Genomic DNA, 24,113 nt, shown 5'->3' with positions numbered 1-24,113 from the left:
GATTTCCTGGGGCGGCTCATAGACATGAATACTTCCTGGAGGCGTTGATGGCCGTTCGCCGTGTCGTGCCCAACATCCAGTCGGAGACCGTGCGGGAGAGCCGCGACTTCTACGGTCTGCTGGGCCTCGAAGAGGTCATGAACCACGGCTGGATCATGACGCTTGCCTCTCCGTCCGCTCCGACGGCACAGGTCAGCTTCATGACGAACGACAAGACCGCACCGGTCGTGCCCGACATGAGTGTCGAGGTGGACGATGTGGACGCGGCCTACGCGGTCGTGCGTGACAGCGGTGCGGAGATCCTGCACCCATTGCAGGACGAGGAATGGGGAGTGCGCCGGTTCTTCGTCCGGGACCCCAACGGTCGGGTCGTCAACGTGCTGGGCCACCGATAGGGGCATCGCGGCTGCCGCTCCTACGACCGAGCGGGTCGCCCCGAGGAACTGCCGCACCACGGAACCGGTGCTTCCCCGGCGCACGGTCTGCCGCAGCCAGTGCCCTTCCTGGCCCGTCGGTCTGCGAACCCGGATGGACCAGCATCGTTCGCGTCGGCCGCCGGCAGGCATTAGGACAGAGATGACGGGTGGCAGGGAGGAGTGGGCCGGGATGCAGATCGTTGTCGACCTCAATCGCTGCCAGGGGTATGCGCAGTGCGTCTTTCTCGCACCGCAGGTGTTCGAGCTGCATGGCGAGGAGGCCCTGATGTTCACGCCGACCGTGCCCGACGATCAGCATGAGCGCGTCCGTCGGGCCGCGGTGGCCTGTCCGGTACAGGCCATCCTCGTCGGCGAGCCGGCGGGCGACGGCGCTCCGTGAGCGGCGTCGGCCGGATCGTCGTCGTCGGTGCGTCGCTGGCCGGTCTGCGCGCCGCCGAGACGTTGCGTGACGAAGGCTTCGCCGGATCGCTGACCCTTGTGGGGGAGGAACCCCACCCTCCTTACGACAGACCACCGCTGTCCAAGCAGGTGCTGCTCGGGCGGGTGCACGCGCATGACGTCGGGCTGCCGAGCCGCCGCGAGGTGGACGCGCGATGGAAGCTCGGTGTCCGTGCCGTCGGGGTCGACCCGATCGCGAAGCGGGTGATCCTCGCCGACGGCGAAGAGCTTCCCTTCGACCGGCTGCTGATCGCCACCGGAACCCGGGCCCGACCGTGGGCGAACTCCGACGAAGCCCGCCTGGACGGCGTACTCACCCTGCGTACGAATGACGACGCGGCCCGCCTCGCCGAACTCCTCGACGCAGGACCGCGCCGGGTCCTGGTGATCGGCGCCGGATTCATCGGCTCGGAGATCGCGTCCGCCTGCCGGGAGCGTGGTCTCGAGGTAACGGTCGCCGAACGCGGACCCGCGCCTCTCGTCGGCGCGCTCGGCGGGACACTCGGCAGTTATGCGGGGCGGCTGCAGCGTGCACACGGGGTCGACCTGCGCTGCGGCGTGACCGTCACCGCTCTGAAGGGCAGCGACGGCCGGCTCACCGGCGCCGAGTTCTCCGACGGCCGCCGGATCGACGCCGATGTCGCCGTGGTCGCGTTGGGAGCCATCCGCAACACCGAATGGCTTGACGGATCAGGCCTGGCCGCGGGCCCTGGAGGCGTCGCCTGCGACGCGGGGTGCCGCGCCTTCGACATGTACGGGATCGTCACCGACGATGTCTTCGTCGCCGGAGACGTGGCACGCTTCCCGCATCCCCTTTTCGAGTACCAGATGCTCTCCCTCGAACACTGGGGCAACGCGGTTGCACAAGCCGAAGTGGCGGCCCACAACATGATCAGCCCGGGACCACGCAGGCGCCCGCACCTGTCGGTGCCCGCCTTCTGGTCCAGCCAGTTCGGCCTCAACATCAAGACCGTGGGCGTACCGACCTTCTCCGATCAAGTGGTCATCGCCCAGGGCTCGTTGCGCGAGGGCCGGTTCGTTGCCGTCTACGGGTACCGGGGACGTGTCACCGCGGCGGTCAGTGTGAACCGCGCCAAGTGGCTGGAGCACTACGAGTACCTCATCGAGTCGGCGGCACCGTTCCCACCCGCCCCCGGTGCCGCCGACCGGTCCGGTTCGCCCGCGCCCGTCCCCTCCGACGTGCCGTCCCCTCAACTGCTCTCGCACGGTCCGACCGTGGCTCTCACCGGTCATCTGCCGGACCGGCACCTGATTCTGGTGCGGGCCGAATCACCCCCGACCGCCGCCCACGCTCGATGAGGAGCCCCACGCATGCCCCCGGACACGCTCTTTGAACGCATCACCGACTACGCGAACCGCGCCGACCCGTATCCGCTCTACGCAGAACTCCGCGAGAACGGCGTGTCACGACAGGGCGACGGCAGCTACCTGGTGGGCACCTACCACGAGATCGCCGCCCTGCTCCACGACCCGCGGATCAGTTCGGACCTGCGTAACCGAACGGATCCGGACCCGCTGCTGGCGAGGTCGGACGACATGCCGCCGGCCTTCATCGGCGTCGACGACCCCGAACACGACCGGCTCCGCCGCATCGCCATGCGTCCTTTCGGTCCGCCGCACTCCCCGGGACGGATCGACGCCCTGCAGGGCGACATCACCCGGATCGCCGAGGAACTGATCCAGGCGTTCCGGGGAAAGGACCGGATCGACCTCGTCGACGACTTCGCCTACCCGCTGCCCGTCACCGTGATCTGCGGGCTCCTGGGCGTGCCCCAGGAAAATGTGCCCCGCGTCCGTGCCTGGACGAACACGATCATCGCCGGCTTCGACTTCAGCCACGGGGAGGACCCGGAGCAGCGTCGGCAGGCGGCCATGGAGGCGCGGGACGCGATGGCGCACTATCTGGGGGACCTCGCCGAGGAGCGGCGTGGCCACCCGTCCGGCGACATGCTCTCCGCCCTGGCCAACGACGAAGGACCCGAAGGCCGTCTCACCCAGCCGGAACTGATGGCCACAGCTGTACTGCTGCTCATCGCCGGGCACGAGACGACCGTCAACCTGATCACCAACGGCATGCTCACCCTCCTGCGCCACCCCGACATCCTGGCGAAGTTGCGCGCCGCGCCCGAACTCATGCCGAGGGCCGTGGAGGAACTGCTGCGCTACGAGCCCCCTGTCCAGTTCCTCCCGCAGCGCTCACCGCTCACCGACATCGACGTCGCGGGGGTCACCATCCCCAAGGGTGCCTCTCTGATCCTTGTGCTCGCCTCCGGCAACCGGGATCCCCTGAGGTTCGACGACCCGGACCGTTTCGACCTGATGCGTGATGACAATCAGCACTTCGGCTTCGGCAGCGGCATCCACAACTGCTTCGGCGCCCCGCTCGCCCGTGTCGAGGCACAGATCGCACTCAGTGCGCTCGTGCGCAGCCTCGACGACCCCCGCCTGGTCGAGGACCCACCCCCGTACCGGCGCAGTCCCGTGCTGCGCGGTCCCCGCCATCTCGTGATCCAGCACGCCGCAGGAACGTAGGCGGCAGGTCGCTGTGGCTCAGGCGGAGCAGTGATCGTGATTGTGGGCACGGGGTACCGGAAGCGCTCATGCCACCAGGGGGCGGTCGCTCGGGGCGACGGGGGCCGGCAGCTCTGTGGAGCCGCTCAGATAGCGGTCCGCTGCGGCCGCGGCGGACCGTCCCTCTGCGATGGCCCACACCACAAGGGACTGGCCACGTCCCGCGTCGCCGGCGATGAAGACCCCGTCCCTTCCGGCACGGACCATCCGCTCGGGGCTCCGGGCCCGCTCCGCCGTTTCGGCGGCGAAGTCGGCATCCCGGGCGAAGTTACCCCGGTCGTCCAGCGTGAGCGCGAGCTGCTTCATCAGACCGGTGCCCCGTTCGGGCCCGTGGAAGCCGAGCGCGAGCAGCACCAGATCCGCCGAGATCACGTGCTCGGTGTCCGGCCGCGGCCTTCTGTCCTCGAGTTCCACTTCCGCCAGGCGCAGGCCGCGCACGTGGCCGTGCCGGTCCCCTTCGAGACGGAGGGTGGCGGAGGAGAAGATCCGCGGATCCGTACCCTCCCGCTCCCGGCCCTCTTCATGGGCGTGGGAGATCCGGTAGACCTTCGGATACGTGGGCCAGGGCTCGGTGTCCCGCCGGACCTCGCCGGGCTCCGGATTGATGTCCAGCTGCACCACTGACGTCGCGCCCTGACGCAGGGCGGTGCCCAGACAGTCCGAACCGGTGTCCCCGCCTCCGATGATCACCACGTGCTTGCCCTCGGCTGTGACGGGGGACGATACGTAGTCGCCCTCCCCGACCCGGTTGGCGAAGGTCAGGTAGTCCATGGCCTGATGAATGCCGTGCAGCTCACGGCCAAGGACAGGCAGCTCCCGCTGTCCCCTGGCTCCGACGGCCACGACCACCGCGTCGTGACGTCTTGTGAGCTCGATGGCGTCGAGATCGCCGCCGACGTCCACACCCGTGCGGAACTTCGTGCCCTCCGACCGCATCTGCTCGATGCGGCGGTTCAAGTGCTGCTTCTCCATCTTGAACGCGGGTATGCCGTAGCGCAGCAGTCCGCCGACGCGGTCGGCGCGCTCGTAGACGGCGACGGTGTGACCGATGCGGGTGAGTTGTTGTGCTGCCGCCAGTCCGGCCGGTCCGGAGCCGATGATGGCGACGGTCTTCCCGCTGAGCCGCTCGGGCGGTCGCGGTGGCGCGTATCCGCGCGCCCAGATCTCGTCGGCGATCGCCTGCTCGACGTTCTTGATCGTCACCGGATCGGCATTGATGGTGAGCACGCAGGCGTCCTCACATGGGGCCGGGCACAGCCGCCCGGTGAACTCCGGGAAGTTGTTCGTCGCGTGCAGTCGCTCGGCGGCTGCCCACCAGTCGTCCTTCGCCGCGTACGCGTTCCACTCGGGGATCAGATTCCCCAGCGGACAGCCGCTGTGACAGAACGGTATGCCGCAGTCCATGCAGCGCCCCGCCTGCTCGGACACGAGCGGAAGCCGTGCCTGCCCCGCATAGACCTCGTTCCAGTCGCCCAGCCGTTCCTCGACGGGGCGCGCCGGAACGGGCCGACGGGGAACTTTGAGGAAGCCGTGGGGGTCGGTCATGCTCCGCCTCCATCGCCCAATTGCGGTGTACCGGCGTTTTGCTCAGCCTACGCCTGGTTCATGCCTCTTTCATCGGGCTTGTGGTACGGCTACTCGAAGCGTGTGGTGTCGCCTGCTCCTCGGCGTAGGATCTCCGCTTCGCCTTCGGAGAAGTCGATGACGGTGGTCGGTTCGGTGCCGCAGTCTCCCGAGTCGACCACGGCGTCCACCACGTGGTCGAGCCGCTCCTTGATCTCCCAGCCCTGCGTCAACGGCTCGTCCTCGTCGGGAAGGAGCAGCGTGCTGGACAGCAGCGGCTCACCGAGCTCGGCGACCAGGGCCTGAGCGACAGCATGGTCGGGAATACGGACTCCGACCGTCTTCTTCTTGGGGTGCAGCAGCTGGCGCGGCACCTCCTTCGTCGCGGGGAGGATGAAGGTGTAGCTGCCGGGCGTGGCTGCCTTGATCGCGCGGAACACATCGTTGTCGATGTGCACGAACTGGCCCAGCTGCGCGAAGTCCTCGCACACAAGGGTGAAGTGGTGACGATCGTCGAGGTTCCGGATCGACCGGATGCGGCTGATGCCGTCACGGTTGCCCAGCTGGCATCCCAGGGCATAACAGGAGTCCGTCGGGTACGCGACGAGCGCACCGGAGCGGATGCTGTCAGCCACGCTGCTGATGGCGCGCCGCTGAGGATTGTCGGGGTGCACGTCAAAGTACTTTGCCATCCGCCGAGCCTATGCGATCCGGGCAGCCGCGGTCAGGGACCGGATCGCAGCGGCGAGGTGGCCGGCCCCTCCGGCGCTTGAGCTTTCACGCTCCCGGTGAGGACCGGCTGCTACCGTTGATGGCCTCCATCATCTTCACTTGCCCGTTCTTGCGGTTTGCCGGCTTCTCCGTCTGCCGGGAATTCCTCGATACGTGCCGCACATCGAGGAAGGCTTCCATGACGCGCCCAGCTCGCACGAACGCCCCGACGGGTGAATTCGCCCTGCCGGATACGATCACCCCGGCCCTCCCGGCGGCGGCGTCGTTCGCCGACCTGGACCTGCCGCTCGCCCTGCTGGAGACGCTCACCGGCCTCGGCGTGAACCACCCGTTCCCGATTCAGGCGGCGACGCTGCCGAACTCCCTCGCGGGCCGGGACGTCCTGGGCCGGGGGCGTACCGGATCGGGCAAGACTCTGGCTTTCGGCCTGGCGCTGCTCACGCGGATCGCACGCCGGCGTGCGGAGCCGAAGCAGCCGCTCGGGCTGATCCTCGTCCCCACCAGGGAGCTGGCCCAGCAGGTCGGCGAGGCGCTCACTCCGTACGCCCAGGCTCTGCAGCTGCGGATGGTCACAGTGGTCGGCGGCATATCGATCGGCAGGCAGGCCGGTGCGCTGCGCGCCGGGGCCGAGGTCGTCGTAGCGACCCCCGGACGCCTGCACGACCTGATCGAGCGCAAGGACTGCCGCCTGGACCGGGTGCGTATCACCGTGCTGGACGAGGCCGACCAGATGTGTGACCTGGGCTTCCTGCCCCAGGTCACCGAACTGCTCGATCAGGTGCGCCCCGACGGGCAGCGCATGCTGTTCTCGGCGACCCTGGACCGCGATGTCGACCTGCTGGTCCGCCGCTACCTCCACGACCCGGTGGTCCACTCGGTCGACCCGTCGGCGGGGGCGGTCACGACGATGGAACACCACGTGCTGACCGTCCACGGCGCCGACCGGTACGCCGTCACGACCGAGATCGCGGCCCGCGACGGCCGGGTGCTCCTGTTCCTGGACACCAAGCATGCGGTCGACCAATTGACCAAACACCTGCGGGCCAGCGGTGTCCGTGCGGCCGCGCTGCACAGCGGAAAGTCCCAGCCCCAGCGCACGCGCACCCTCGCCCAGTTCAAGAACGGTCAGGTCACCGCGCTGGTGGCCACCAATGTCGCCGCCCGGGGCCTGCACGTGGACGACCTCGACCTGGTGGTCAACGTCGACCCGCCCAGCGACCACAAGGACTATCTGCACCGTGCAGGGCGCACCGCCCGTGCCGGTGAGTCCGGCAGTGTCGTCACCCTGGTCCCTTCGAGCGGGCGCCGAGAAATGAGCAGGCTCATGGCTGACGCCGGCATCACGCCGAAGATCACCGCGGTGCGCTCCGGCGAGGCGGAACTGAGCCGGATCACCGGTGCCCGGACCCCCTCCGGCGTTCCCCTCGACGGCGGTCCCGCCGCAGCGCGCCCGAAGAGCGGCAACGCGCCGTTCCGCGGCATGGGGACCCCCCGGGGTGAAGCCGGGCGCACCGGTGGCGGGTCGCGCCGGGGCGGTGATGCCCGCAAGATGGCCGAGGCCCGCAGGGCCGCACGGGTACGCCGCGGCTCCGAGTAGGCGCCTGACGGTAGAGGTGCATGTCAGGCGCCACTATCGGGTCTGTAGGGGGCAGGGGAGCCCGGCTTCTTCGGGCAGTGCGACACGAGGAGATTCTTCGTCTGCCGGCGGTATATGTGGCGCATCCGCGCCGAGTGCGATAGGCGGCCGCTGAACGCGCTACGTCGAGTGACTCGGGCCAACCGTCAGTTCCAGAGCCGGTATGTCACTTCTCTCGGCATGTGCGGCGGCCTGTGGCCGGTGTAGACGAGGTGCAGCTCGGTGTAGTGCCGTTTCCCAGGATGCTTCTGCCATGACTCCGGGCGGTCGAGCCTGACGGCCACCGGGTAGGAGTGGAACTTGCCCGCAGCACAGTAGGGCCGGCAGTCGTTCAGCACGTTGAGCCCGCTGCCCGTCGCGAACTTCGGTTTCCAGGCCGACCACCGGAGCGCGGTGAGGATGCTGTTGCCGTCCCCGCAGGCAATCAGGAACGTGCCTGGGCGTGCTTGAGGGTCCGAGAAGCAGTCGACGACCACGGTGTCGGGCGACTTCGGCTTTGTGGAAGCCGAAGCCGGTACGACTGCTGTTGCGAGAGATACCACGGCACAGATCAGGACCGCTGTCTTCAGTTTGAGTCTCTGCATGTCCGCTCCCCAGCAGTCGCTCTCCGAGCCCATGAGGCCTCGCGTACGCCCGACCCGCTACGCGGTGCGGGCCGCGGAAACCGGAGCAGGCGCCTGACGGCTCTTCCGGCCTCTCCTCAACGGATGTTCCGCTATCGACGCTACGGCCGCGCCCGGGGACGCACCACCCACACAGATAACAACTTCGCAAAGTAGTAAATATGCACCCATATGCATCGGCCGGGCCTGGGAACGGGTCTCCCCGGCGGCCGGCCGACATGGGGACTGCAGATCGGACGGCGCTCGATCGTGTTCTGGCGTCCGGCTGAGGGCTGTCCGTGAATGACCTCCGAGTCATCGGATGACCTGCTCGTTCATCTTCCGCTCGACGAGCGGTGGCGTTGTGCAGGGGGCGATACCGATCAAGGTATGGGCGTATCCCGAATTCGGCCCTTGAACCTCCCGCGACGGGAGGTTCTAGCGTGGTCGACGTGATCGGGAAGGACGCCACCGGACGTCGGTGGAGCATCGGAGACCTTGCACACGCGAGCGGGCTGACCGTGCGCGCGCTGTACCACTACGACGAGATCGGCCTGCTGAGCGCAAGCGAGCGAACTGCCTCAGGGCATCGCCGCTACAACGAAGGTGATCTGCGGCGGCTGTACCGGGTCCGGGCGCTGCGTGCACTCGGACTGTCGCTGGAGCAGATCGCGGGCGTGCTCGAGGACTCGTCGGACGATCTGGTGACGCTGCGAGGCCTACTGACCACTCAGCTTCGCAACCTGCAGGAGCAGGCCGAACGCATCGACCGGCTCAGTAACCGGATTCACGGGTTGGTGCGTCAGCTGGACGAATCGTCGATGCCCGATCCGGATCAATTCATGACGACCTTGGAGATGATCTCGGTGTACGAGACCGGTTTCGCGCAGGAGCAGCGGGAGCAACTGGCCGAGCGTAGGGCCGAACTCGGCCCTGACGCCGTGGAGGCGGCCAAGAGCCGATGGGCGGAGCTGGTCGAACAGCTCCTCGGCCATGTGCGGGACAGCACCCCCGTCGATGATCCGCAGGTGCAGGACCTCGTCCGGTGCTGGGATGAACTGGGCGCCACGTTCCACGCCGTCGGCGAGCCGGGCGAACAGACCAAGGCCGCAGCGCGACGCATGTGGCAGGACAACAGCGCCGAACTCAGCCGGAGTCTGCCCTGGCCCGCTGACCGGATGACCGCTCTGGTCGACTATCTGGAACGGGCGCGGCAAGCTCGCTGACCGGTCGGCCCCGGCGACACAAGTGGCCGAATCCCAATGGCTCATAGGAGATACCGTCCACCCGGCCGACTTGCGCTGATTCTCAACCCTGCGTGCAGGGCGCGCGGGAAGGAGGACGTCAGGATCCAGTGCCACCTGCCGGAACCAATGTCAGGATCCCGATGAAAGATCGCATGCATGTCCTGGCACGGAACGGCGAAGACCGGCACGCTGGACGCATGACGAACAACACCGACCAGGCCACCATGCGCGCGATCAGTCAGGACGCCTACGGAACCCCGGACGTGCTCAGGGAAGTCCGGCTCCCCAAGCCCGTCCCGGGCCCGAGTCAGGTTCTGGTCGCCGTCCGGGCGGCCGGCGTCAACCCCACCGACTGGAAGCACCGGGCGAACCGTATGTTCCTCGACCGCCTTCCACTCGTTCTCGGCTGGGACGTCTCCGGGGTGGTCGAGGCCGTCGGCTACGGGGTCACCCTCTTCAAGCCGGGCGACGAGGTCTTCGGCATGCTGCCCTACCCGTACGGTGTCGGCTCCCACGCCGAGTACGTGACCGCTCCCGCCCGCGCCTTTGCCCATAAGCCGACCGGCATCGATCACGTCCAGGCGGGCGCACTTCCGCTCGCCGCCCTCACCGCCTACCAGGCACTCGTCGACACCGCCGAAGTCCGGGCCGGGCAGCGCGTCCTCATCCACGCCGCGGCCGGTGGCGTAGGCCACCTCGCCGTGCAGATCGCCAAGTCCCTCGGCGCGTACGTGATCGGCACCGCGAGCGCGCCCAAGCACGACTTCGTACGCGAGCTCGGTGCGGACGAAGTCATCGACTACCGCACCGTCGACTTCGCCGACGCAGTTCAGGACATCGACATGGTCCTCGATCCCCTCTCCGGCGAGACCCGCGCCCGCTCCCTCGACGTACTCCGCCCCGGCGGCATCCTCGTCTCCCTCCTGAACGGCGGCTCGCCGCAGGAGGCGGCCAAGGCAGCCGAGCTGGGCATCCGCGTCGAGACACTCCTCGTCGAGTCCGACCACGCGGGCATGAAGGCGATCGCGGATCTCGTCGAGGCCGGCTCTCTCCGCGCCCACATCGAGGCCGCCTTCCCCCTCACAGATGCGGCCAAGGCCCACGCGCTGGGGGAGACCGGCCGAACGACCGGCAAGATCGTCCTGGTCGTGGAGTAACCCAACGGGTCGGCCCGGTACTGCCGGGCCGACCGTGCTCGTCCTGTCCTTCAGGACGGCGGGTGCCGGTCCTGGTCGGTGTTCAGCCAGAGCCGGACGAGGTCACGGCGGCGCGCCGGCTCCGGGTGGTCCACGTACTCGGTGCGGCTGTGCAGGGTGACGTGGTTGTTCAGGAACTGCATGTCGCCCGCGCGCAGGTCCATGGCGAGTGTGAAGCGGCGATCGTTGTTGAGGCCGTCGAGCAGCTCCATCGCCTCCAGTTGCGCAGGGGTGAACGGTGGCACGTGGGCGCCGCGCAGCGCCGAACGCATGTAGTCGGGGCCGTAGGACGTGGACAGCCGCCCTGCACTGTCCACGGTGTAGACGGGGCTCGCATAGAAGCTGTCGGGGCCGTCTCCCGAGCGCCGGTCGCGCCACCACGGCCGGTACAGCACCTCAGCCAGGTCGGGGCGGGTGCGCACGACCTCGTTGTGCACCGCGACCGAGCTGACGATGCAGCTGAGCCCGCCGGACTTCGCCGGCCGGATGCACAGCAGCGCGACGACGTCGTTCGGGTCGGCGTGGTAGCCGAGCCGCCCGCTGTGCTGGTAGCTGTAACTCGTCGAGCCCGACGGGGCGACGCCCAGGTCGCGTACGTGTTGCACGTGCTTGCCAGGACCCTGTGGGACGGTGCGGCCGATGTGTCGGCCCACTCCCAGGGCGAGGATCTCGCATTGCTGCTCGCTCAGATCGGCGACGGGCGTGTCCTGCAGCAGCACGAAACCGCGGCCGTCCATCAGCTCGTCGACGAGGCGGTGGAGCATGGGGCCGAGCGTCGGCAACGGGAAGTCCTCGCGTGAGAAGTCGGCGAGTCCGAGGCCGGCGGACTCCACGGCGCCGACTGCGGCGCGCAGTTCGGCCTGATGGACGGCGCTGAGCTCGACCCGCCAGCCGTCGCTGGCGGCGACCTCGGCGCCGCACCAGCCGCCCGCTCCGCGCACTTCCGCGATCACTGTCATGCCGACCCCGATCCTGAACCCGGGTACCCCGCGGGCACTCTCCTCGACGCGTGCTTCCTCGTCGGCAACGATCGTAAAAGGCTCCGAGTGCCCTGGCGGCTCAGGTCGGCACCGGCGTCCGCCAGGAGGCTGACGAGCGTTCCGACGCCTGTACGCGGAGAGGTGGTCACCGGATCTTCCGGTGACCGCCTCCGACGCGTGGCGGAAGCGGCGGGCGAGAGACGGGGCGTCTGCGCGACCGGCGTGCCGAGCCGATCCGGCTGAGGGAGCATGCTGCTGGGGTCCGAAGACGAGCGATGATGTGACCGGCCGGCCGGTCGCCCGCATTGTCTTCCGGGTGATCTTCCGCCCGCGGACGGGTGTCGGAAACCACGCCCGGCCGGCCGGTGCACAGGCTGTTCGACCAGGATGAGTCGGTTCTCAACGGTGGCCGGAGCCGATCCGCGTCAGAAAGGAAATCTCCATGGATGAGCAAGGTGAGCGTTTCGACGTCGTCGTACTCGGAGCAGGCCCAGGCGGATATGTCGCCGCCATTCGAGCAGCCCAGCTGGGCAAACGCGTCGCCGTTGTCGAGGCCAAATACTGGGGCGGCGTCTGTCTGAACGTCGGTTGCATCCCGACCAAAGCCCTGCTTCGTAACGCCGAGCTGGCGCACATCGTCACCCGCGAGGCCAAGACCTTCGGCATCAAGGTCGAAGGGCAGGTTTCCTTCGACTACGGCGAGGCGTTCCGGCGCAGCCGCCGTGTCGCGGACGGCCGGGTCAAGGGTGTCCACTACCTGATGAAGAAGAACGGGATCTCGGAGATCAGCGGCCGTGGCACGTTCGTGGACGCGCACACGCTCGACGTGGCCCTCTTCGACGGCTCGACCCGGACGATCGGCTTCGACCACTGCATCATCGCCGCCGGAGCGACTCCGAAGCTGCTGCCAGGGACCCGTCGTACCTCACGCGTGGTGACGTACGAGGAGCAGATCCTTGCGGAGGACCTGCCTCAGTCCATCGTGATCGCGGGCGCCGGGGCCATCGGCGTCGAGTTCGCGTATGTCTTGCACAACTACGGTGTGAAGGTCACCGTCGTTGAATTCCTGGACCGGATGGCGCCGCTGGAGGACGCGGACGTCTCTGCCGAACTGGCGCGGCAGTACAGGAAGTTGGGCATCGATGTGCTCACCTCCACCCGCGTCGACTCGATCGACGAGTCCGGCCCGCAGGTCCGCGTCACGGTCATCGGCAAGGACGGCGCACCACAGGTTCTGGAGGCCGACAAGGTTCTGCAGGCGATCGGCTTCGCACCGAACGTCACCGACTACGGCCTGGAGAGCACCGGCGTACACCTCACCGAGCGCGGGGCGATCGATATCGACGGCCGCTGCCGTACATCCGTACCGCACATCTTCGCGATCGGAGACGTCACCGCAAAGCTGATGCTTGCGCATGCCGCCGAGGCCATGGGCGTGGTCGCGGCCGAGACCATCGCGGGAGCCGAGACCATGGAGCTCGACTACCCGATGATCCCGCGTGCCACGTACTGCCAGCCGCAGGTTGCCAGCTTCGGCTGGACCGAGGCGCAGGCACGCGAGAAGGGCTTCGACGTCAAGGTTGCCAAGTTCCCCTTCACCGCGAACGGCAAGGCTCACGGACTGGGCGACACGACCGGCTTCGTGAAGCTGATCAGCGACGCGAAGTACGGGGAGATCATCGGCGCCCACCTGATCGGCCCGGACGTCACCGAACTGCTGCCAGAGCTCACCTTGGCCCAGCAGTGGGACCTGACGGTCCACGAGGTGGCTCGCAACGTCCACGCGCACCCGACGCTGGGCGAGGCGGTCAAGGAGGCCGTGCACGGGCTCGCCGGGCACATGATCAACATGTGAGAAGGCGGCGTCACACGTTGCCCCCGGACTCCGTCGGCTCCCTCGCCAGGGGCCGGGGAAGACCATGAATCCGCCCCGGACGGCACCTCGCCCGGCGGTGGCTGCAGCATGCCCGCCTTCTGTAACCTCCCGGTCGGGCGCGGCGGCTCCCCGCCAGTCGTAGGCGTGGTGGCCGGAGCCGACTTCGTGCACCTGCCCTTCGGGGAGCCGGCGACTGTCCGTGCGACCCCGCGCCGCGCCATGCGGCCCACAACGCTTCGGGTGCCGCAGGAGCGCCTCCGGGATCAGAACCCGAGGTCGCTGAGACCGGGGTGGTCGTCGGGGCGGCGACCGACCGGCCAGTGGTACTTGCGGTCCGTTTCCTTGATCGGCAGGTCATTGATGCAGGCGTGCCGTACGGCCATCAGCCCGTTCTCATCGAATTCCCAGTTCTCGTTGCCGTACGAGCGGTACCAGTTGCCGGAGTCGTCGTGCGACTCGTATGCGAACCGCACCGCGATCCGGTTGCCGTCGAACGCCCACAGTTCCTTGATGAGCCGGTAGTCGAGCTCGCGGGTCCACTTGCGCCTCAGGAACTCGACGATCTCGTCGCGTCCCGTCACGAACTCCGCCCGGTTGCGCCAACGCGAGTCCTCCGTGTAGGCCAGGGAGACCTTCTCGGGGTCACGTGTGTTCCAGCCGTCCTCTCCCTGGCGGACCTTCTCGATTGCGGTCTCCCGTGTGAACGGGGGGACGGGCGGGCGTGCGGTCATCACTGCTCCTTCAGGACTGGGCGCTCTGACTTCGACGCTAGGGCTGCCTGTACCCGCCTGCCAGTCGACCGCACCCGCATCGCATGGCGATTCACGTCATCAACATCGTGCCGGCCGGCCTTGCCGGGGCCCGCCAGGGGAGTCATGGTGATCTGGGTGAATTCGGTACCGATACAGCATTGCGTGCTCGTTCACGCGCTGAGGACGGCTCCGGGGCCGTCAGCGCAGCAGACGGATCTCCGACAGCGGCAGGCGCCACTCGCCCAACAGCACGACAGGAACCGGCGACCCGAAATCGCGGAGGAGGGGCGCAGCGAAGCGCCCGGTGCTGCGCGTCGGCGTGGCGAAATCAGTTGACGGCCGGGCTCCTGGGGCATTTCTTTGGCGGATGGTCAAGATGCATGCTGATGAGACGGACATCGACGCAGACCTCGTCAGGCGGCTGGTCGGTGGACGGTTTCCGCAGTGGGCGGATCTGCCGGTCGAGCGGCTCACCTCCGGGGGCACCGTCAATGCGGTCTACCGGCTCGGCGACGCACTGACCGTCCGGCTTCCCCTCACGGAGGGCGGCGCCAAGGATCTCGATCGGGAGCAACGGTGGCTGCCCGAGCTCGCTCCCGGTCTGCCCGTCACTGTTCCGACCGTGGTCGCAATGGGGGAAGCCGCCGAGGGATATCCGTGGGCCTGGTCGGTGCATCGGTGGATCGAAGGCGAAAGTCCGGTCGAGGACCACCTCGACGAGCCCGAGCTCCTCGCGCGCGATCTGGCCGAGTTCATCAAGGCCATGCGAAACACCCACGTCGAAGGCGGGCCCCGCGCCTACCGAGGGTCTCCGCTGGCGAAGGTCGATGCGCAGACGCGCGCCGCGATCGAGAAACTGCGCCACACCGACGAAGATTTCGACGCCGGCGCGGCCGTGGCTGCCTGGCAGGACGCGCTCGCCGCGCGGCCATGGAGCGCAGCACCCCGCTGGGCACATTCCGATCTCATGCCGAGCAACCTGCTCGTCGCCCGAGGCAGGCTCACCGCCGTGCTCGACTTCGCCACCGTCGGCGTCGGGGACCCCGCCTGTGACCTGATCCCCGCATGGAACCTGCTTCCGTCCTCGGCCAGGGGCGCGTTCCGGGACGCCGTGGACGTCGACGACGCGACATGGGCGCGTGGCCGCGGCTGGGCCCTGGCCATGGCCGTCATCCAACTCCCGTACTTCCGCAACACAAACGCGATCATTTCTGCCAATGCCCGCCACGTCATCCGCGAGGTACTCGCTTCCCAGGGCGCTGATCGGCAGGGCACACGAAGGTGACGGACCCGCCAGGGACCACGTTGAATCATCCGTTTCGAGGCATCCACGAGCGGCGGCCGTCGAGTTGTGCGACCGATGCGACAGCAACCTGCTGCCCGGCCGTTTCGCCGCCGGAGGCACGACAGGGACTCTGCCGGCTCACTGACACCGAGTGCCTCGACCGCCTGCGCGAAGCCACTCGGACGAGATAGTCGCTGCGGGGATCCTCACGTTCGTCACCTGTCAGGGGAGGATGGAGTCGACGTATCCCCCGTCCGCGCGCACGGCGCCGCCGGTCGTGGCGGAGGCGAGGTCCGAGCTGAGATATACAGCCATGTGTGCAATCTCTTCCGGCTCGATCAGTCTCTGCAGGAGCGACTGAGGCCGGTGCTTGACCATGAACTCCCGCTGCGCTTCGTCCCAGGGAAGACCGGGGTCGACGAGTTGGTACACAAAATCCTCGACGCCGCGGGTGTGAGTCGGCCCGGCGATGATCGAGTTGACGGTGACTCCGGTACCGGCGGCGTCCTTGGCGAAGCCCCGCGTGACAGCGAGCAGAGCCGTCTTCGACACGCCGTAGTGGATCATCTCCACCGGGGTGACCACAGCCGCATCGCTTGCGACGTTCAGGACACGCCCCCAGGAGCGGTCCTTCATGGCGGGGAGATAGGTGCGGATCATCCTGACAGCGGACAGCACGTTCACGTCGAAGTACTGACGCCACGCATCGTCGCTGATCTCCAGGGCAGGGGTCGCCCCGAAGATGCCCAGATTGTTGACAAGGATGGCGACGTCCGGGGCTGCTTCGGTGACCTGCCGGGCGCCGTCGTCGGTGGTGATGTCGCCGGGCGCAGCGATGAAGGAGTCACGGTCCGTCTCCTGCCGCAGTTTCTCGATGGCATCGTCCACGGACTGCGGGCGGCGGCCGTTGACAGCTACGCGGGCGCCGGCCCGGGCCAGCCCCGAGGCAATGGCAAAGCCGATACCTTGCGTGGATCCGGTGACGAGCGCGGTCTTGCCGGTGAGATCGATGAGCACGGTTCCTCCTCGGACACGTGGGTGGTGCGACACGGCCCGCCGCCGACAGTCGGTGCGACGGTGTTCGGATGCCGGCAGCAGCCGGCGAGCGTGCGACGGGCGAACTCATCCGCCCAGGTGTTCGGGGGCGCCGCCCATCGGCCTTCACGTATCCGCTGATTGAAGCTGTCGGGGTCGGGGCCGGTTCGGGTGCCGCAGTCGAGGGCGGTGGTGACGGCGGTGGCGGTTTCCTCGTCCGGAATGCGGAAGACGCCGAAGCCGAGCTGCGGCATCACAACACCGTTGTCGAGCGTGACGTTCGGAGTGGGAATGCTCATGGCACCGATCCTTCCGCGTCGAGGATCGGCAACGGCGTCATGGCGCGTGCAGGGGATCGGGAAAGACCCTGAAGGGTGACGGCAGGCCTCGCTCAGGGCCACCCGCAGGACCCGTCGACCGGTCCCCGTGGCGGCCCGGCGGACCCGATCGCCTGATGGAGAGCGGTGTGTCGGCCCGTCGACGGGGCCGACACACCCTCGGACCATTCAAGGTGGGGTGAGGACATCGTCGGATCGCGGGGAGTTGGACCGAGATGAGTGTCGAGCGGGTGGGAGTCGTCGTCCACCAGGGCCGCCCCGAGGCTGTTGCCACGGCGCGCGTCGTACGCGATTGGTGTGCGGGTGAAGGCATTCCGTGCACGGACATCGACGTGTGGCGCGACGACGAACGTCGGCGTGGTGGGCGGGAGGAGGCCGATGTCGCAGGCAACCCTGATCTCATTGTGACGCTCGGCGGCGACGGGACGTTTCTGCGCGGCGCCAGGATCGCTGCCAAGACCGATGGCGCCGTTCTGGGGATCGACCTGGGCCGGGTCGGTTTCCTGACCGAGGTGCCGGCCGAGGACGTCGTACGGGCGCTCGACGCCGTCCACCGCGGAAGGGCGGCGGTCGAGGAGCGCATGCTGCTGACGATGAGGGCCTCCCGCGTACTCGAGGTGCCCAAGGACATCGACGCTCTGATGGGCTACGGACGACGCCCGATGCTGCCGCCACCTCAGGTCGACCGGGACGCGGAGGCCGGGGCGGAGGGCTGGGGCGTGGCTTTGGATGTCACCGCTCTCAACGACGTCGTCGTGGAGAAGCTGGCCCGTGACCGGCAGGTGAGTCTCGGCGTCTATATCGGCGGCCGGCTCCTCGCCTCGTACTCCGCCGACGCCGTCATCATGGCCACCCCCACCGGGTCGACCGCCTACAGCTTCGCCGCAGGTGGTCCGGTGGTCTCACCCCGCATGGATGCCGTCATCTTCACACCCGTCGCGCCGCACATGACATTCGACCGGACGGTGGTCGTAGCGTCGGATGAACCGATCGCGGTCCGGGTCCTGCCCCACTCGGGACAAGGCGCGGTGACGATCGACGGCCATCTGCGTGGCGTGCTGGACGCCGGGGACTGGCTCGGGGTGTACGCGGCACCGCATCGTCTGCGGGTCATCAGACTCGGCCCGCATGACTTCTACGGGCGGCTGCGCACGCGTCTTCGCCTCACGGATGCTCCGGCCACGGCCGCCTACGGGGAGAGCGCACCGCTCTTCCGTCCCGACGGCCCGGTTCCGCGCGACCTGGCCCATCTTCATTTGCCTCTGGCGGACAGGGACGCGGCGGGCGGTGGTTGAGGCGGGCCGGGGGACAGTCGTCGGGTGAACTCCCGGTGACGCGGGGCGGTGAGGCGTCAGTGGCAACCGGGGGTGTGGCGATTCGATGCAGACGAAGGCGAGAAAGGCTTCGGATTCCCGTTCGTCGCGGGGCGCGGGGCTTCTGACCGTCAGGTGAGGGTGCGTTCGACGAATCCGGGGTGCCGAACCAGCAGGACGACCTCGCGCATCGGGTGCCGCCTTCCAGGACCGCCGGGTGCTCTTGGCTTCCGAGGCAACACTCTCCTGTGCCGCTGGGCAACGCTGCCGGGGAGCCGCTGCATCAAGGCCGGCTTTCGGCCCGTCGGGATCACGCACGGTGACACATGCGGTCCCGACGGGCCCCGGATCGGCTCACGGCTGATCGATCTCCACCCGGGCGCGCCGAACGGCCGGCGTGGCGTCAGGACGGGGGCGTGGCCGCGGGTTCACCTGCTTCCGCGCGGGCTCGCCCGCTCGCGCCGTCGCACTCGAGGTCCCCGAGGTCGATCGAGTCCGCCATCGCCTGCATGCCCTTGTCGTTGGGATGCAGATGGTCCCCTCCGTCGAACGTCGGCAGCAGCCGCTGCGGGTTGTACGGGCTGCGCAGGACCTTGTCGAAGTCCGCCACCGCGTCCACCGCGCCGCTGGTGCGGATCCACTCGTTCACCTCCATGCGTACCGCATCCCCCTGCGGATCCCACTCCGACCAGCCCTGGTACGGGAGGACAGTGGCGCCGACGACGCACTTCCCCGCCGCGTGCGCCCGGTCGATGATCCGGCGGTAACCCGCCGTCAGCGAGGCCGCCGTGACACCACTGTGGGACTTGATGTCGTTGACGCCCTCGAACAGGACCACCGTGCGCACCCCGGGCAGCGACAGTACGTCGCGGTCGAGACGCGTGAGCGCGCTCTGCCCGGCGCCGTCCACCAGGACCTGGTTCCCGGATATCCCCGCGTTGGCCACACCCTGCACCGTGGAGCCCGGCGCCCCGTGCAGCCGGCGCGCCAGGAAGTCGGGCCAGCGCAGGTTCTTGTCGGTGGTGGACTGCCAGCCGTCCGTGATGGAGTCGCCGAGGGTGACCACGGCGCCGGCGCCGGTGTCCACGCTGACCGCGTCGAGGTAGAACCACGAACCGAGCTGTTCCGTGTACGCGCCGTCCCGTTCCTCGGCCGCGTGGTCCCCGGTGGTCGCGTACGACGTCTGCAGAGCCATCCCGTGCCCGGTGGCGGGACCGCCCGCCGTCCGTACGTACAGGCTGACCGCGAGATCGCTGCCGGCCTCGGTCCTCCCGGGCAGTGGATCGCTGTAGCGGATCTCGCCCGGCGCCAGGGTCACGGACGCCGCCCGGTCGAAGCGCAGCTTCCTGTTGGAGCCCGCGACCAGCCGGGCACCACTTTTGCGCAGCCCGGCGTATGCGCTGCCGATGACCAGTGGCCGGTCGCCGAACGCGTTGGACACCCGGATGCGCATTCCGCTGCCGCCCGCGCTGGTCCGTACGACCAGACGGTAGCTGCGGTCGGACGGGGCCTCGCCCAGCCGGTCCGCGCTGGCCGCCCAGGTGACCACCGACCGGTCGGGCACGGGAGGTGCCGCCGCGGTGGCGGAGGAGGCGTGGGCGGGGGCGAGAACCGTGGCGGTGAGGGCCACGACCGCGATCAGGGCGCGGTGCGCTGCGTGGCTCATCGGAAGTTCCGCAGCGTGATGGATTCCCCGGAGCGGAGGTCGACGTCGTGCGAGATGCCGCCTGCCGTCACCGTCGTCCTGCGCCCGCCGACACTGCGGACGGTGGCCTCGCGAACCCTGCCGTCGCGCCAGCTCAGGTCGACTACGAAACCGCCTCGTGCCCCGATGCCGGTGACCGAGCCGGACGGCGTCCAGGCTGCGGGCAGCGCGGGGAGCAGTTCGATGTGTCCGGGGCGCGAGTGGAGCAGCATCTCGATCACGGCGGCGGCAGTGCCGAAGTTGGACTCGATCTGGAAGATCCCACGGCCCTTCCCGGTCTCGTAGATGTCGAACAGATTCATCGCGCTGCCGTTGCTCCCGTCGACGGACGGCCGCAGATTGGTGACCACCAGCTGATACGCGTTTTCCGCGTGCTTCAGTCGCGACCAGCACAGGGACCGCCAGGCGTTCGCCCAGCCGAAGTTCTCCATCCCCCGCGCGGTGAGGAGTTCGGTCGCGCCCTTCACCAGGGCCGCGGGCGACGCGTCGGGCCGGATACGGTCGCCCGGGAACAGGCCCACCAACGGGGAGAGATGGCGGTGAGTGGTCTCGCCGAGGTTGTCCGGGGACATCCATTCCTGGAGCCAGCCGGTCGTCGGGCTGACCTCGGGCATGTACAGCCGCTCCTGGAGCCCGGCGATCGTCCTGCTGTACGCGGCGTTCCTGCCGAGCAGCGCACTGGCCTCGCGGTAGTGCGCGAAGAGATCCCGCACCAGTTCCTGGGCGTAGGTGATGCCCTTCGCGTCCTGAGGGCCGTGCTCCGGCGACCAGTCCTTGTCGGCGACGAGGACCTCACGTTCCTTGCCGGTGTCCGCGTCGGTGACCGTCATGGTCAGCAGCCGGGTCTCCCAGAACTCGCAGGCGCCGTGGAGGAGCGGGTAGATCTTCGCGAGATGCTGCCGGTCCTGGGTGTACTCGTAGTGCTCCCACAGGGTGTTGCTCAGCCAGGCATTGCCCGACGGGTGCCACCACCAGCCCAGGCCGCCGTAGATGTTCGTGGAGTACGCCACGGTCCAGCCGGCGATTTTGCCCGAGGAGTTGCGGAACCGGTTGCGCGGATCGTTGAACAGGCTCTGGGTGAGTTCCGTCCAGACCGGAAGCTGGGAGAGGCAGTAGTCGGTGAACGCGTCGAAGTTGCTGGAGAGCGCGGTCCGGTCCGCCATCCAGTAGTTCATCTGGATGTTGATGTCGGTGTGGTAATCACCCATCCAGTCCGGGTCGTTGCCGTCCAGCCATGGGCCCTGGAGGGCGACCGGAAGGCCGCCCCGAGAGCTGCTGATCATCAGATAGCGGCCGAACTGGAGGTACAGCGCTTCGAACTCCGGGTCGGGCTCGTCCTGCTGGGTACGCGCCTTCAGCCGCTCCCAGGTGTCGAGCGACCGCTGCTCGGCCGTGGAAGGGCCCAGCGAGATCTGCATACCGTCGAACTGGTCGCGGTAGTCGGCCACATGGGTGTGCAGCAGGGTGGTGGGTGAATGGCGCACGGCGGTCCGCACCTTGGTCCTGGCGAGTGCGGCCGGGTCGAGGTCCGGGTCCCGGTAGCCGGCCTGCGCGTCGGGGGAGTAGTTCGTACCACCGCTGATCACGACTGTCAGATCCGCGCACCGGGTGAAGACGATCTTCGAGCCCTGGGTGGTGACCGATCCGCTCATGCTGACCGCGGTGACCGCGGCGCCGTAGCGGAGCCCGTTGGTGAACTCGGCGCCGAAGGAGAGGCTGTCGTGCGCGCCGTCCGCCGATGTCGTTTCGTCGTGCGTGCCGTCGAGCGAAACGGTGCCGGTGTAGTGACCGCCACCGCGTTGGGAGAACTGCACGACGATCACGTCGTCCGGCTGACTTGCGAAGACACGGCGCTCGAAGGACACACCCGAGCGGATGTAGCTGGAGGTCACCAGGCCCTGGGCGAGATCGAGCTCGCGGCGGTAGCTGTTGACCGTGCCGAGATCGTGCTCCGGGATATCGACCGTCACATGCGCCAGCTGGGTGAGGCTGCCGAAATCGGTTCGCCCGTAGGGGAATTGCCCGTCCTGCTCCAGTACGTCATTGATCCCGCCGGTCCACATGGCGGCGTCGGAGACGAAGAGTAGTTCGTGCGAAGGGTCGTTGCCGACGAGAGCGCCGAGCCGGCCGTTGCCGACCGGCAGCGCCCGCTCCAGCATCGTCTTCTCGCCGGCCGGTGCGCGGTACCACATCCGCGTCGTCGAACCTTGGCCCTCGGCAAGCATCGGCGACGTGGTGGGGCGCTTCGGCGGGGCGGTGGCGGCGAAGGCGGGGAGGCCGCCGAGAGCGGTGAGCGATCCGACGGCGGCGGCGAGCGAGAGCACGCGACGGCGGCTGGTGCTGGTGCTGGGCTGCGCAGGGGTGTGCGGATGCTGGTCGTTCACGGGACTACTCCATTCCTGCGGACATGGGGGAGGGCGCGGTACGGCATCGGGAAGCCCGGGCGGGAGCGCGGACAGGGGTAGCACGGGACGGGGGCGCGCCGATCAGGACGCGCCCCCGGATGTGGTCGTGCGGCGGGACTACCGCAGCGGAACGTCGATCTTGTCGATGTCGGGTGAGTAGCCCGTACCGCTGTCGAAGGTGACGGTGTTGCTGCCCGCCTTCAGCGTGACCGGCACACTGATCGTGTCGGCGGCTCCCCAGCCACCGGTGGACGGGAACGCCGTCGCGACGGGCGCCTTGCCGTTCGCGGACACGCCGATCGACCGAGGATCGCCCGACGTGTAGGCGACGTTGATCAGGTAGCGGCCGGCCTGCTTGACGACGACCTTCGTGAACTGGAGCGTGCCGCCCAGATACAGATTGCCGATCTTCTTCGCGCCCGAGCACTCGGCGCAGTCGGCGACGGACGCGGAACCGGTCAGGACGTTCTCCGGGGACTCCGCCTCGTACGCCGTCGTCTTCAGCGCGGGGCCCTGCGGGGTGACGGTGAACAGACGCGAGCCGTGGGCGGGCAGGGCCTGGGTGATGCCGTCCTTGTACCGGCCGAGGTTCTCGCTGTTCCACACGTCACGTACGGATGCCTGGCCTGTGAAGCCGAGCGCCGTCCAGTCCGCGGTCACCGGGGCGGCGGAGTCACCCTGGTTGAACAGGGCGACGGTGTAGCTGCCGTCGGGGTTCTCGGACGCCCAGACCTGCTCGTCGCCGACCGAGGTGACGGGCTTGGCGGGCCTGCCCGGCTGCTGGTTGATCCTCAGCACGTCGCGGTTGGTCATCAGCGACAGGCCGTAGTCGTCGATCTGGGTGAGGTCGTCCCCGCTGAACAGCGGCGACTTGGCGATCGCCCACAGCGTCATGTAGCTCTGCCGCTCGGCCTTGGTCAGGCCGCTCATGGCGGCGCTGCCGACATTGACCGAGTCGAGGTCGTTCCAGCCTCCGGGGCCGGCGTACCGCGTCCACCCGGGAGTGTCACGCCACCGGTCCTCTACGGAGTTCTCCCACGACACCAGCGTGTTGCAGTAGCACTCGACATCCGTGTCGACGCGCCATCCGTTGGACGTCGCCTTCCAGTCCTTGGCGTAGTTGATGTCGAGCGACCAGGAGATCTCCAGATGGATGGGCCGCCCGGTGCTCTTTATGGCCTTCTGCCAGGCCGCGACGTCCGCGCGGTTGTCGTAGTTGTCGCCGCTCTTGAAGGATCCGGGACCCACGCCGTCGAGCTTGAGGAAGTCGTAGCCCCAGTCGGCGATCAGCTGCGCCTGCGAGTCGACATACTTCTGGGCGCACGGCTTCGAGAAGTCGATCTTGTACGAGCTGTCCCAGCCGTTGGTCGTCCGCAGATCGCTGTAGACGATGTCACCGGTCGTGCAGTTGTCGGTGTTCCAGATCGGCAGCTTGCCCTCGCCGTATCCCTCTTTCTCCAGACCGACGGGCAGATAGATGCCGGCCTTGAGACCCTTGCCATGGATGCGGTCGGCGACCGCCTTCATCCCGCTCGGGAAGCGTTCCTTGTCGGCCTTCTGTCGCCCGTACGCGTCGAACTCCGGCGTCCAGTCCCAACCGCGCCACCAGCCGGCGTCGATGTTGATGTACTCGTAGCCGTACTTCTTGAGCTTGGAGGCCAGGGCGTCCGTCTGCTTGTTGACATTGGCTTCGGTGAGATAGCTGTAGTTGCCGTTGGGGTTGATCCCCGGGTACGAGGTGGTCTGGAGGCTCCAGCTGCTCCAGCCCATGTACGGCTTCTCGGCCAGGCCGTCCTCGCCGGTGCCGGCCGCGCCGGCCACCGCGGTGGTGGCGACGGGGGAGGTGGCGGGGGTCTCGGACGGGGCAGCCTGCGCCGTCGGCACGGCGACTGCCAGGCCGGCGGTGACGGCGAGTACCAGCGCGGAGCGCAGGGCTCTCGCGGCGGGGCGGGTGGGTGACCGCATGAGAGGGGACCTCTTT

At 68.5% G+C, this 24,113-nt stretch carries 19 protein-coding genes and 1 pseudogene; 10 read left to right on the top strand and 10 right to left on the bottom strand.

Annotated elements, in window-relative coordinates; translation table 11 throughout:
• The first annotated feature begins 47 nt into the window (after window positions 1–47).
• The 4 genes from ACIA8E_RS27655 (at window position 48) to ACIA8E_RS27640 (ending at window position 3,428) form a co-directional block, all read left to right on the top strand.
• The gene (locus tag ACIA8E_RS27655) at window positions 48–395 is read left to right on the top strand and encodes a VOC family protein (protein WP_399302010.1); all 348 of its coding nucleotides are present in this window, start codon (window positions 48–50) and stop codon (window positions 393–395) included.
• Between the two features lie 211 nt (window positions 396–606).
• Window positions 607–816 carry a ferredoxin gene (locus ACIA8E_RS27650; RefSeq protein WP_399302009.1) on the top strand — a complete coding sequence of 70 codons (210 nt, stop codon included), beginning with the start codon at window positions 607–609 and terminating at the stop codon, window positions 814–816.
• Entirely contained in the window at window positions 813–2,195 is a 1,383-nt protein-coding gene (locus tag ACIA8E_RS27645; RefSeq protein WP_399302008.1) for an NAD(P)/FAD-dependent oxidoreductase, read from the top strand. Before ACIA8E_RS27650 ends, ACIA8E_RS27645 begins: the two co-directional genes overlap by 4 nt.
• Window positions 2,196–2,207: 12 nt before the next feature.
• Window positions 2,208–3,428 (top strand): cytochrome P450, encoded by a 1,221-nt coding sequence (locus tag ACIA8E_RS27640; protein WP_399302007.1) that lies wholly within the window; start codon window positions 2,208–2,210, stop codon window positions 3,426–3,428.
• A 66-nt stretch (window positions 3,429–3,494) separates the two neighbouring features.
• Here the strand turns inward: ACIA8E_RS27640 and ACIA8E_RS27635 are convergent, their stop codons facing one another.
• Both ACIA8E_RS27635 and ACIA8E_RS27630 read right to left on the bottom strand, forming a co-directional pair.
• Entirely contained in the window at window positions 3,495–5,012 is a 1,518-nt protein-coding gene (locus tag ACIA8E_RS27635) for a glutamate synthase subunit beta (RefSeq protein ID WP_399302006.1), read from the bottom strand.
• Window positions 5,013–5,101: 89 nt separating this feature from the next.
• A complete protein-coding gene (locus ACIA8E_RS27630; protein ID WP_399302005.1) occupies window positions 5,102–5,722 on the bottom strand; it encodes an L-threonylcarbamoyladenylate synthase in 621 nt (206 codons plus the stop codon).
• A 218-nt stretch (window positions 5,723–5,940) separates the two neighbouring features.
• On the opposite strand from ACIA8E_RS27630, the gene ACIA8E_RS27625 reads away from it, so the two are divergent.
• Window positions 5,941–7,359: a DEAD/DEAH box helicase gene (locus ACIA8E_RS27625; protein ID WP_399302004.1), complete on the top strand. Its 1,419-nt coding sequence runs from the start codon at window positions 5,941–5,943 to the stop codon at window positions 7,357–7,359.
• Between the two features lie 185 nt (window positions 7,360–7,544).
• Here ACIA8E_RS27625 and ACIA8E_RS27620 read toward each other — a convergent pair whose 3' ends face one another.
• Window positions 7,545–7,982: a hypothetical protein gene (locus ACIA8E_RS27620; RefSeq protein ID WP_399302003.1), complete on the bottom strand. Its 438-nt coding sequence runs from the start codon at window positions 7,980–7,982 to the stop codon at window positions 7,545–7,547.
• A 461-nt stretch (window positions 7,983–8,443) separates the two neighbouring features.
• Between ACIA8E_RS27620 and ACIA8E_RS27615 the strand changes: the two genes are divergently transcribed.
• The gene (locus ACIA8E_RS27615) at window positions 8,444–9,226 is read left to right on the top strand and encodes a MerR family transcriptional regulator (RefSeq protein WP_399302002.1); all 783 of its coding nucleotides are present in this window, start codon (window positions 8,444–8,446) and stop codon (window positions 9,224–9,226) included.
• A gap of 245 nt (window positions 9,227–9,471) precedes the next feature.
• Window positions 9,472–10,404 carry an NADP-dependent oxidoreductase gene (locus tag ACIA8E_RS27610; RefSeq protein ID WP_399302020.1) on the top strand — a complete coding sequence of 311 codons (933 nt, stop codon included), beginning with the start codon at window positions 9,472–9,474 and terminating at the stop codon, window positions 10,402–10,404.
• A gap of 50 nt (window positions 10,405–10,454) precedes the next feature.
• On the opposite strand, the gene ACIA8E_RS27605 is transcribed toward ACIA8E_RS27610, so the two are convergent.
• Window positions 10,455–11,402, bottom strand: a complete 948-nt coding sequence (locus ACIA8E_RS27605) for a TauD/TfdA family dioxygenase (RefSeq protein ID WP_399302001.1) — start codon at window positions 11,400–11,402, stop codon at window positions 10,455–10,457.
• A gap of 463 nt (window positions 11,403–11,865) precedes the next feature.
• Between ACIA8E_RS27605 and lpdA the strand changes: the two genes are divergently transcribed.
• Window positions 11,866–13,278, top strand: a complete 1,413-nt coding sequence (gene lpdA, locus ACIA8E_RS27600) for a dihydrolipoyl dehydrogenase (protein ID WP_399302000.1) — start codon at window positions 11,866–11,868, stop codon at window positions 13,276–13,278.
• Between the two features lie 284 nt (window positions 13,279–13,562).
• On the opposite strand, the gene ACIA8E_RS27595 is transcribed toward lpdA, so the two are convergent.
• Window positions 13,563–14,030 (bottom strand): DUF1348 family protein, encoded by a 468-nt coding sequence (locus tag ACIA8E_RS27595; RefSeq protein WP_399301999.1) that lies wholly within the window; start codon window positions 14,028–14,030, stop codon window positions 13,563–13,565.
• A gap of 397 nt (window positions 14,031–14,427) precedes the next feature.
• Here ACIA8E_RS27595 and ACIA8E_RS27590 point away from each other — a divergent pair, with 397 nt between their 5' ends.
• Complete coding sequence (locus ACIA8E_RS27590) at window positions 14,428–15,336, top strand: aminoglycoside phosphotransferase family protein (RefSeq protein WP_399301998.1); 909 nt, start codon at window positions 14,428–14,430, stop codon at window positions 15,334–15,336.
• 222 nt (window positions 15,337–15,558) lie between these two features.
• On the opposite strand, the gene ACIA8E_RS27585 is transcribed toward ACIA8E_RS27590, so the two are convergent.
• On the bottom strand, window positions 15,559–16,353 hold the full coding sequence (locus tag ACIA8E_RS27585) for an SDR family NAD(P)-dependent oxidoreductase (RefSeq protein ID WP_399301997.1): 795 nt from the start codon (window positions 16,351–16,353) through the stop codon (window positions 15,559–15,561).
• Between the two features lie 182 nt (window positions 16,354–16,535).
• Window positions 16,536–16,670 (bottom strand): annotated as a pseudogene (locus tag ACIA8E_RS27580) (aldo/keto reductase); the annotation flags it as partial.
• A gap of 254 nt (window positions 16,671–16,924) precedes the next feature.
• On the opposite strand from ACIA8E_RS27580, the gene ACIA8E_RS27575 reads away from it, so the two are divergent.
• Complete coding sequence (locus ACIA8E_RS27575) at window positions 16,925–18,004, top strand: NAD(+)/NADH kinase (RefSeq protein ID WP_399301996.1); 1,080 nt, start codon at window positions 16,925–16,927, stop codon at window positions 18,002–18,004.
• A 421-nt stretch (window positions 18,005–18,425) separates the two neighbouring features.
• On the opposite strand, the gene ACIA8E_RS27570 is transcribed toward ACIA8E_RS27575, so the two are convergent.
• From ACIA8E_RS27570 to ACIA8E_RS27560, 3 genes are all read right to left on the bottom strand, one after another.
• Window positions 18,426–19,688, bottom strand: coding sequence for an SGNH/GDSL hydrolase family protein (locus tag ACIA8E_RS27570; protein ID WP_399301995.1), 1,263 nt, complete (start codon window positions 19,686–19,688; stop codon window positions 18,426–18,428).
• A complete protein-coding gene (locus tag ACIA8E_RS27565; protein WP_399301994.1) occupies window positions 19,685–22,111 on the bottom strand; it encodes a glycosyl hydrolase family 95 catalytic domain-containing protein in 2,427 nt (808 codons plus the stop codon). Before ACIA8E_RS27565 ends, ACIA8E_RS27570 begins: the two co-directional genes overlap by 4 nt.
• Window positions 22,112–22,249: 138 nt before the next feature.
• Entirely contained in the window at window positions 22,250–24,097 is a 1,848-nt protein-coding gene (locus ACIA8E_RS27560; RefSeq protein WP_399301993.1) for an alpha-galactosidase D, read from the bottom strand.
• Window positions 24,098–24,113: the final 16 nt, after the last annotated feature.

The sequence above is a fragment of the Streptomyces sp. NPDC051664 genome (assembly GCF_044453545.1).
Lineage (GTDB): Bacteria > Actinomycetota > Actinomycetes > Streptomycetales > Streptomycetaceae > Streptomyces.
The sequence above is the reverse complement of the archived record's forward strand: the minus strand, read 5'-3'. Positions and strand labels throughout refer to the sequence as shown.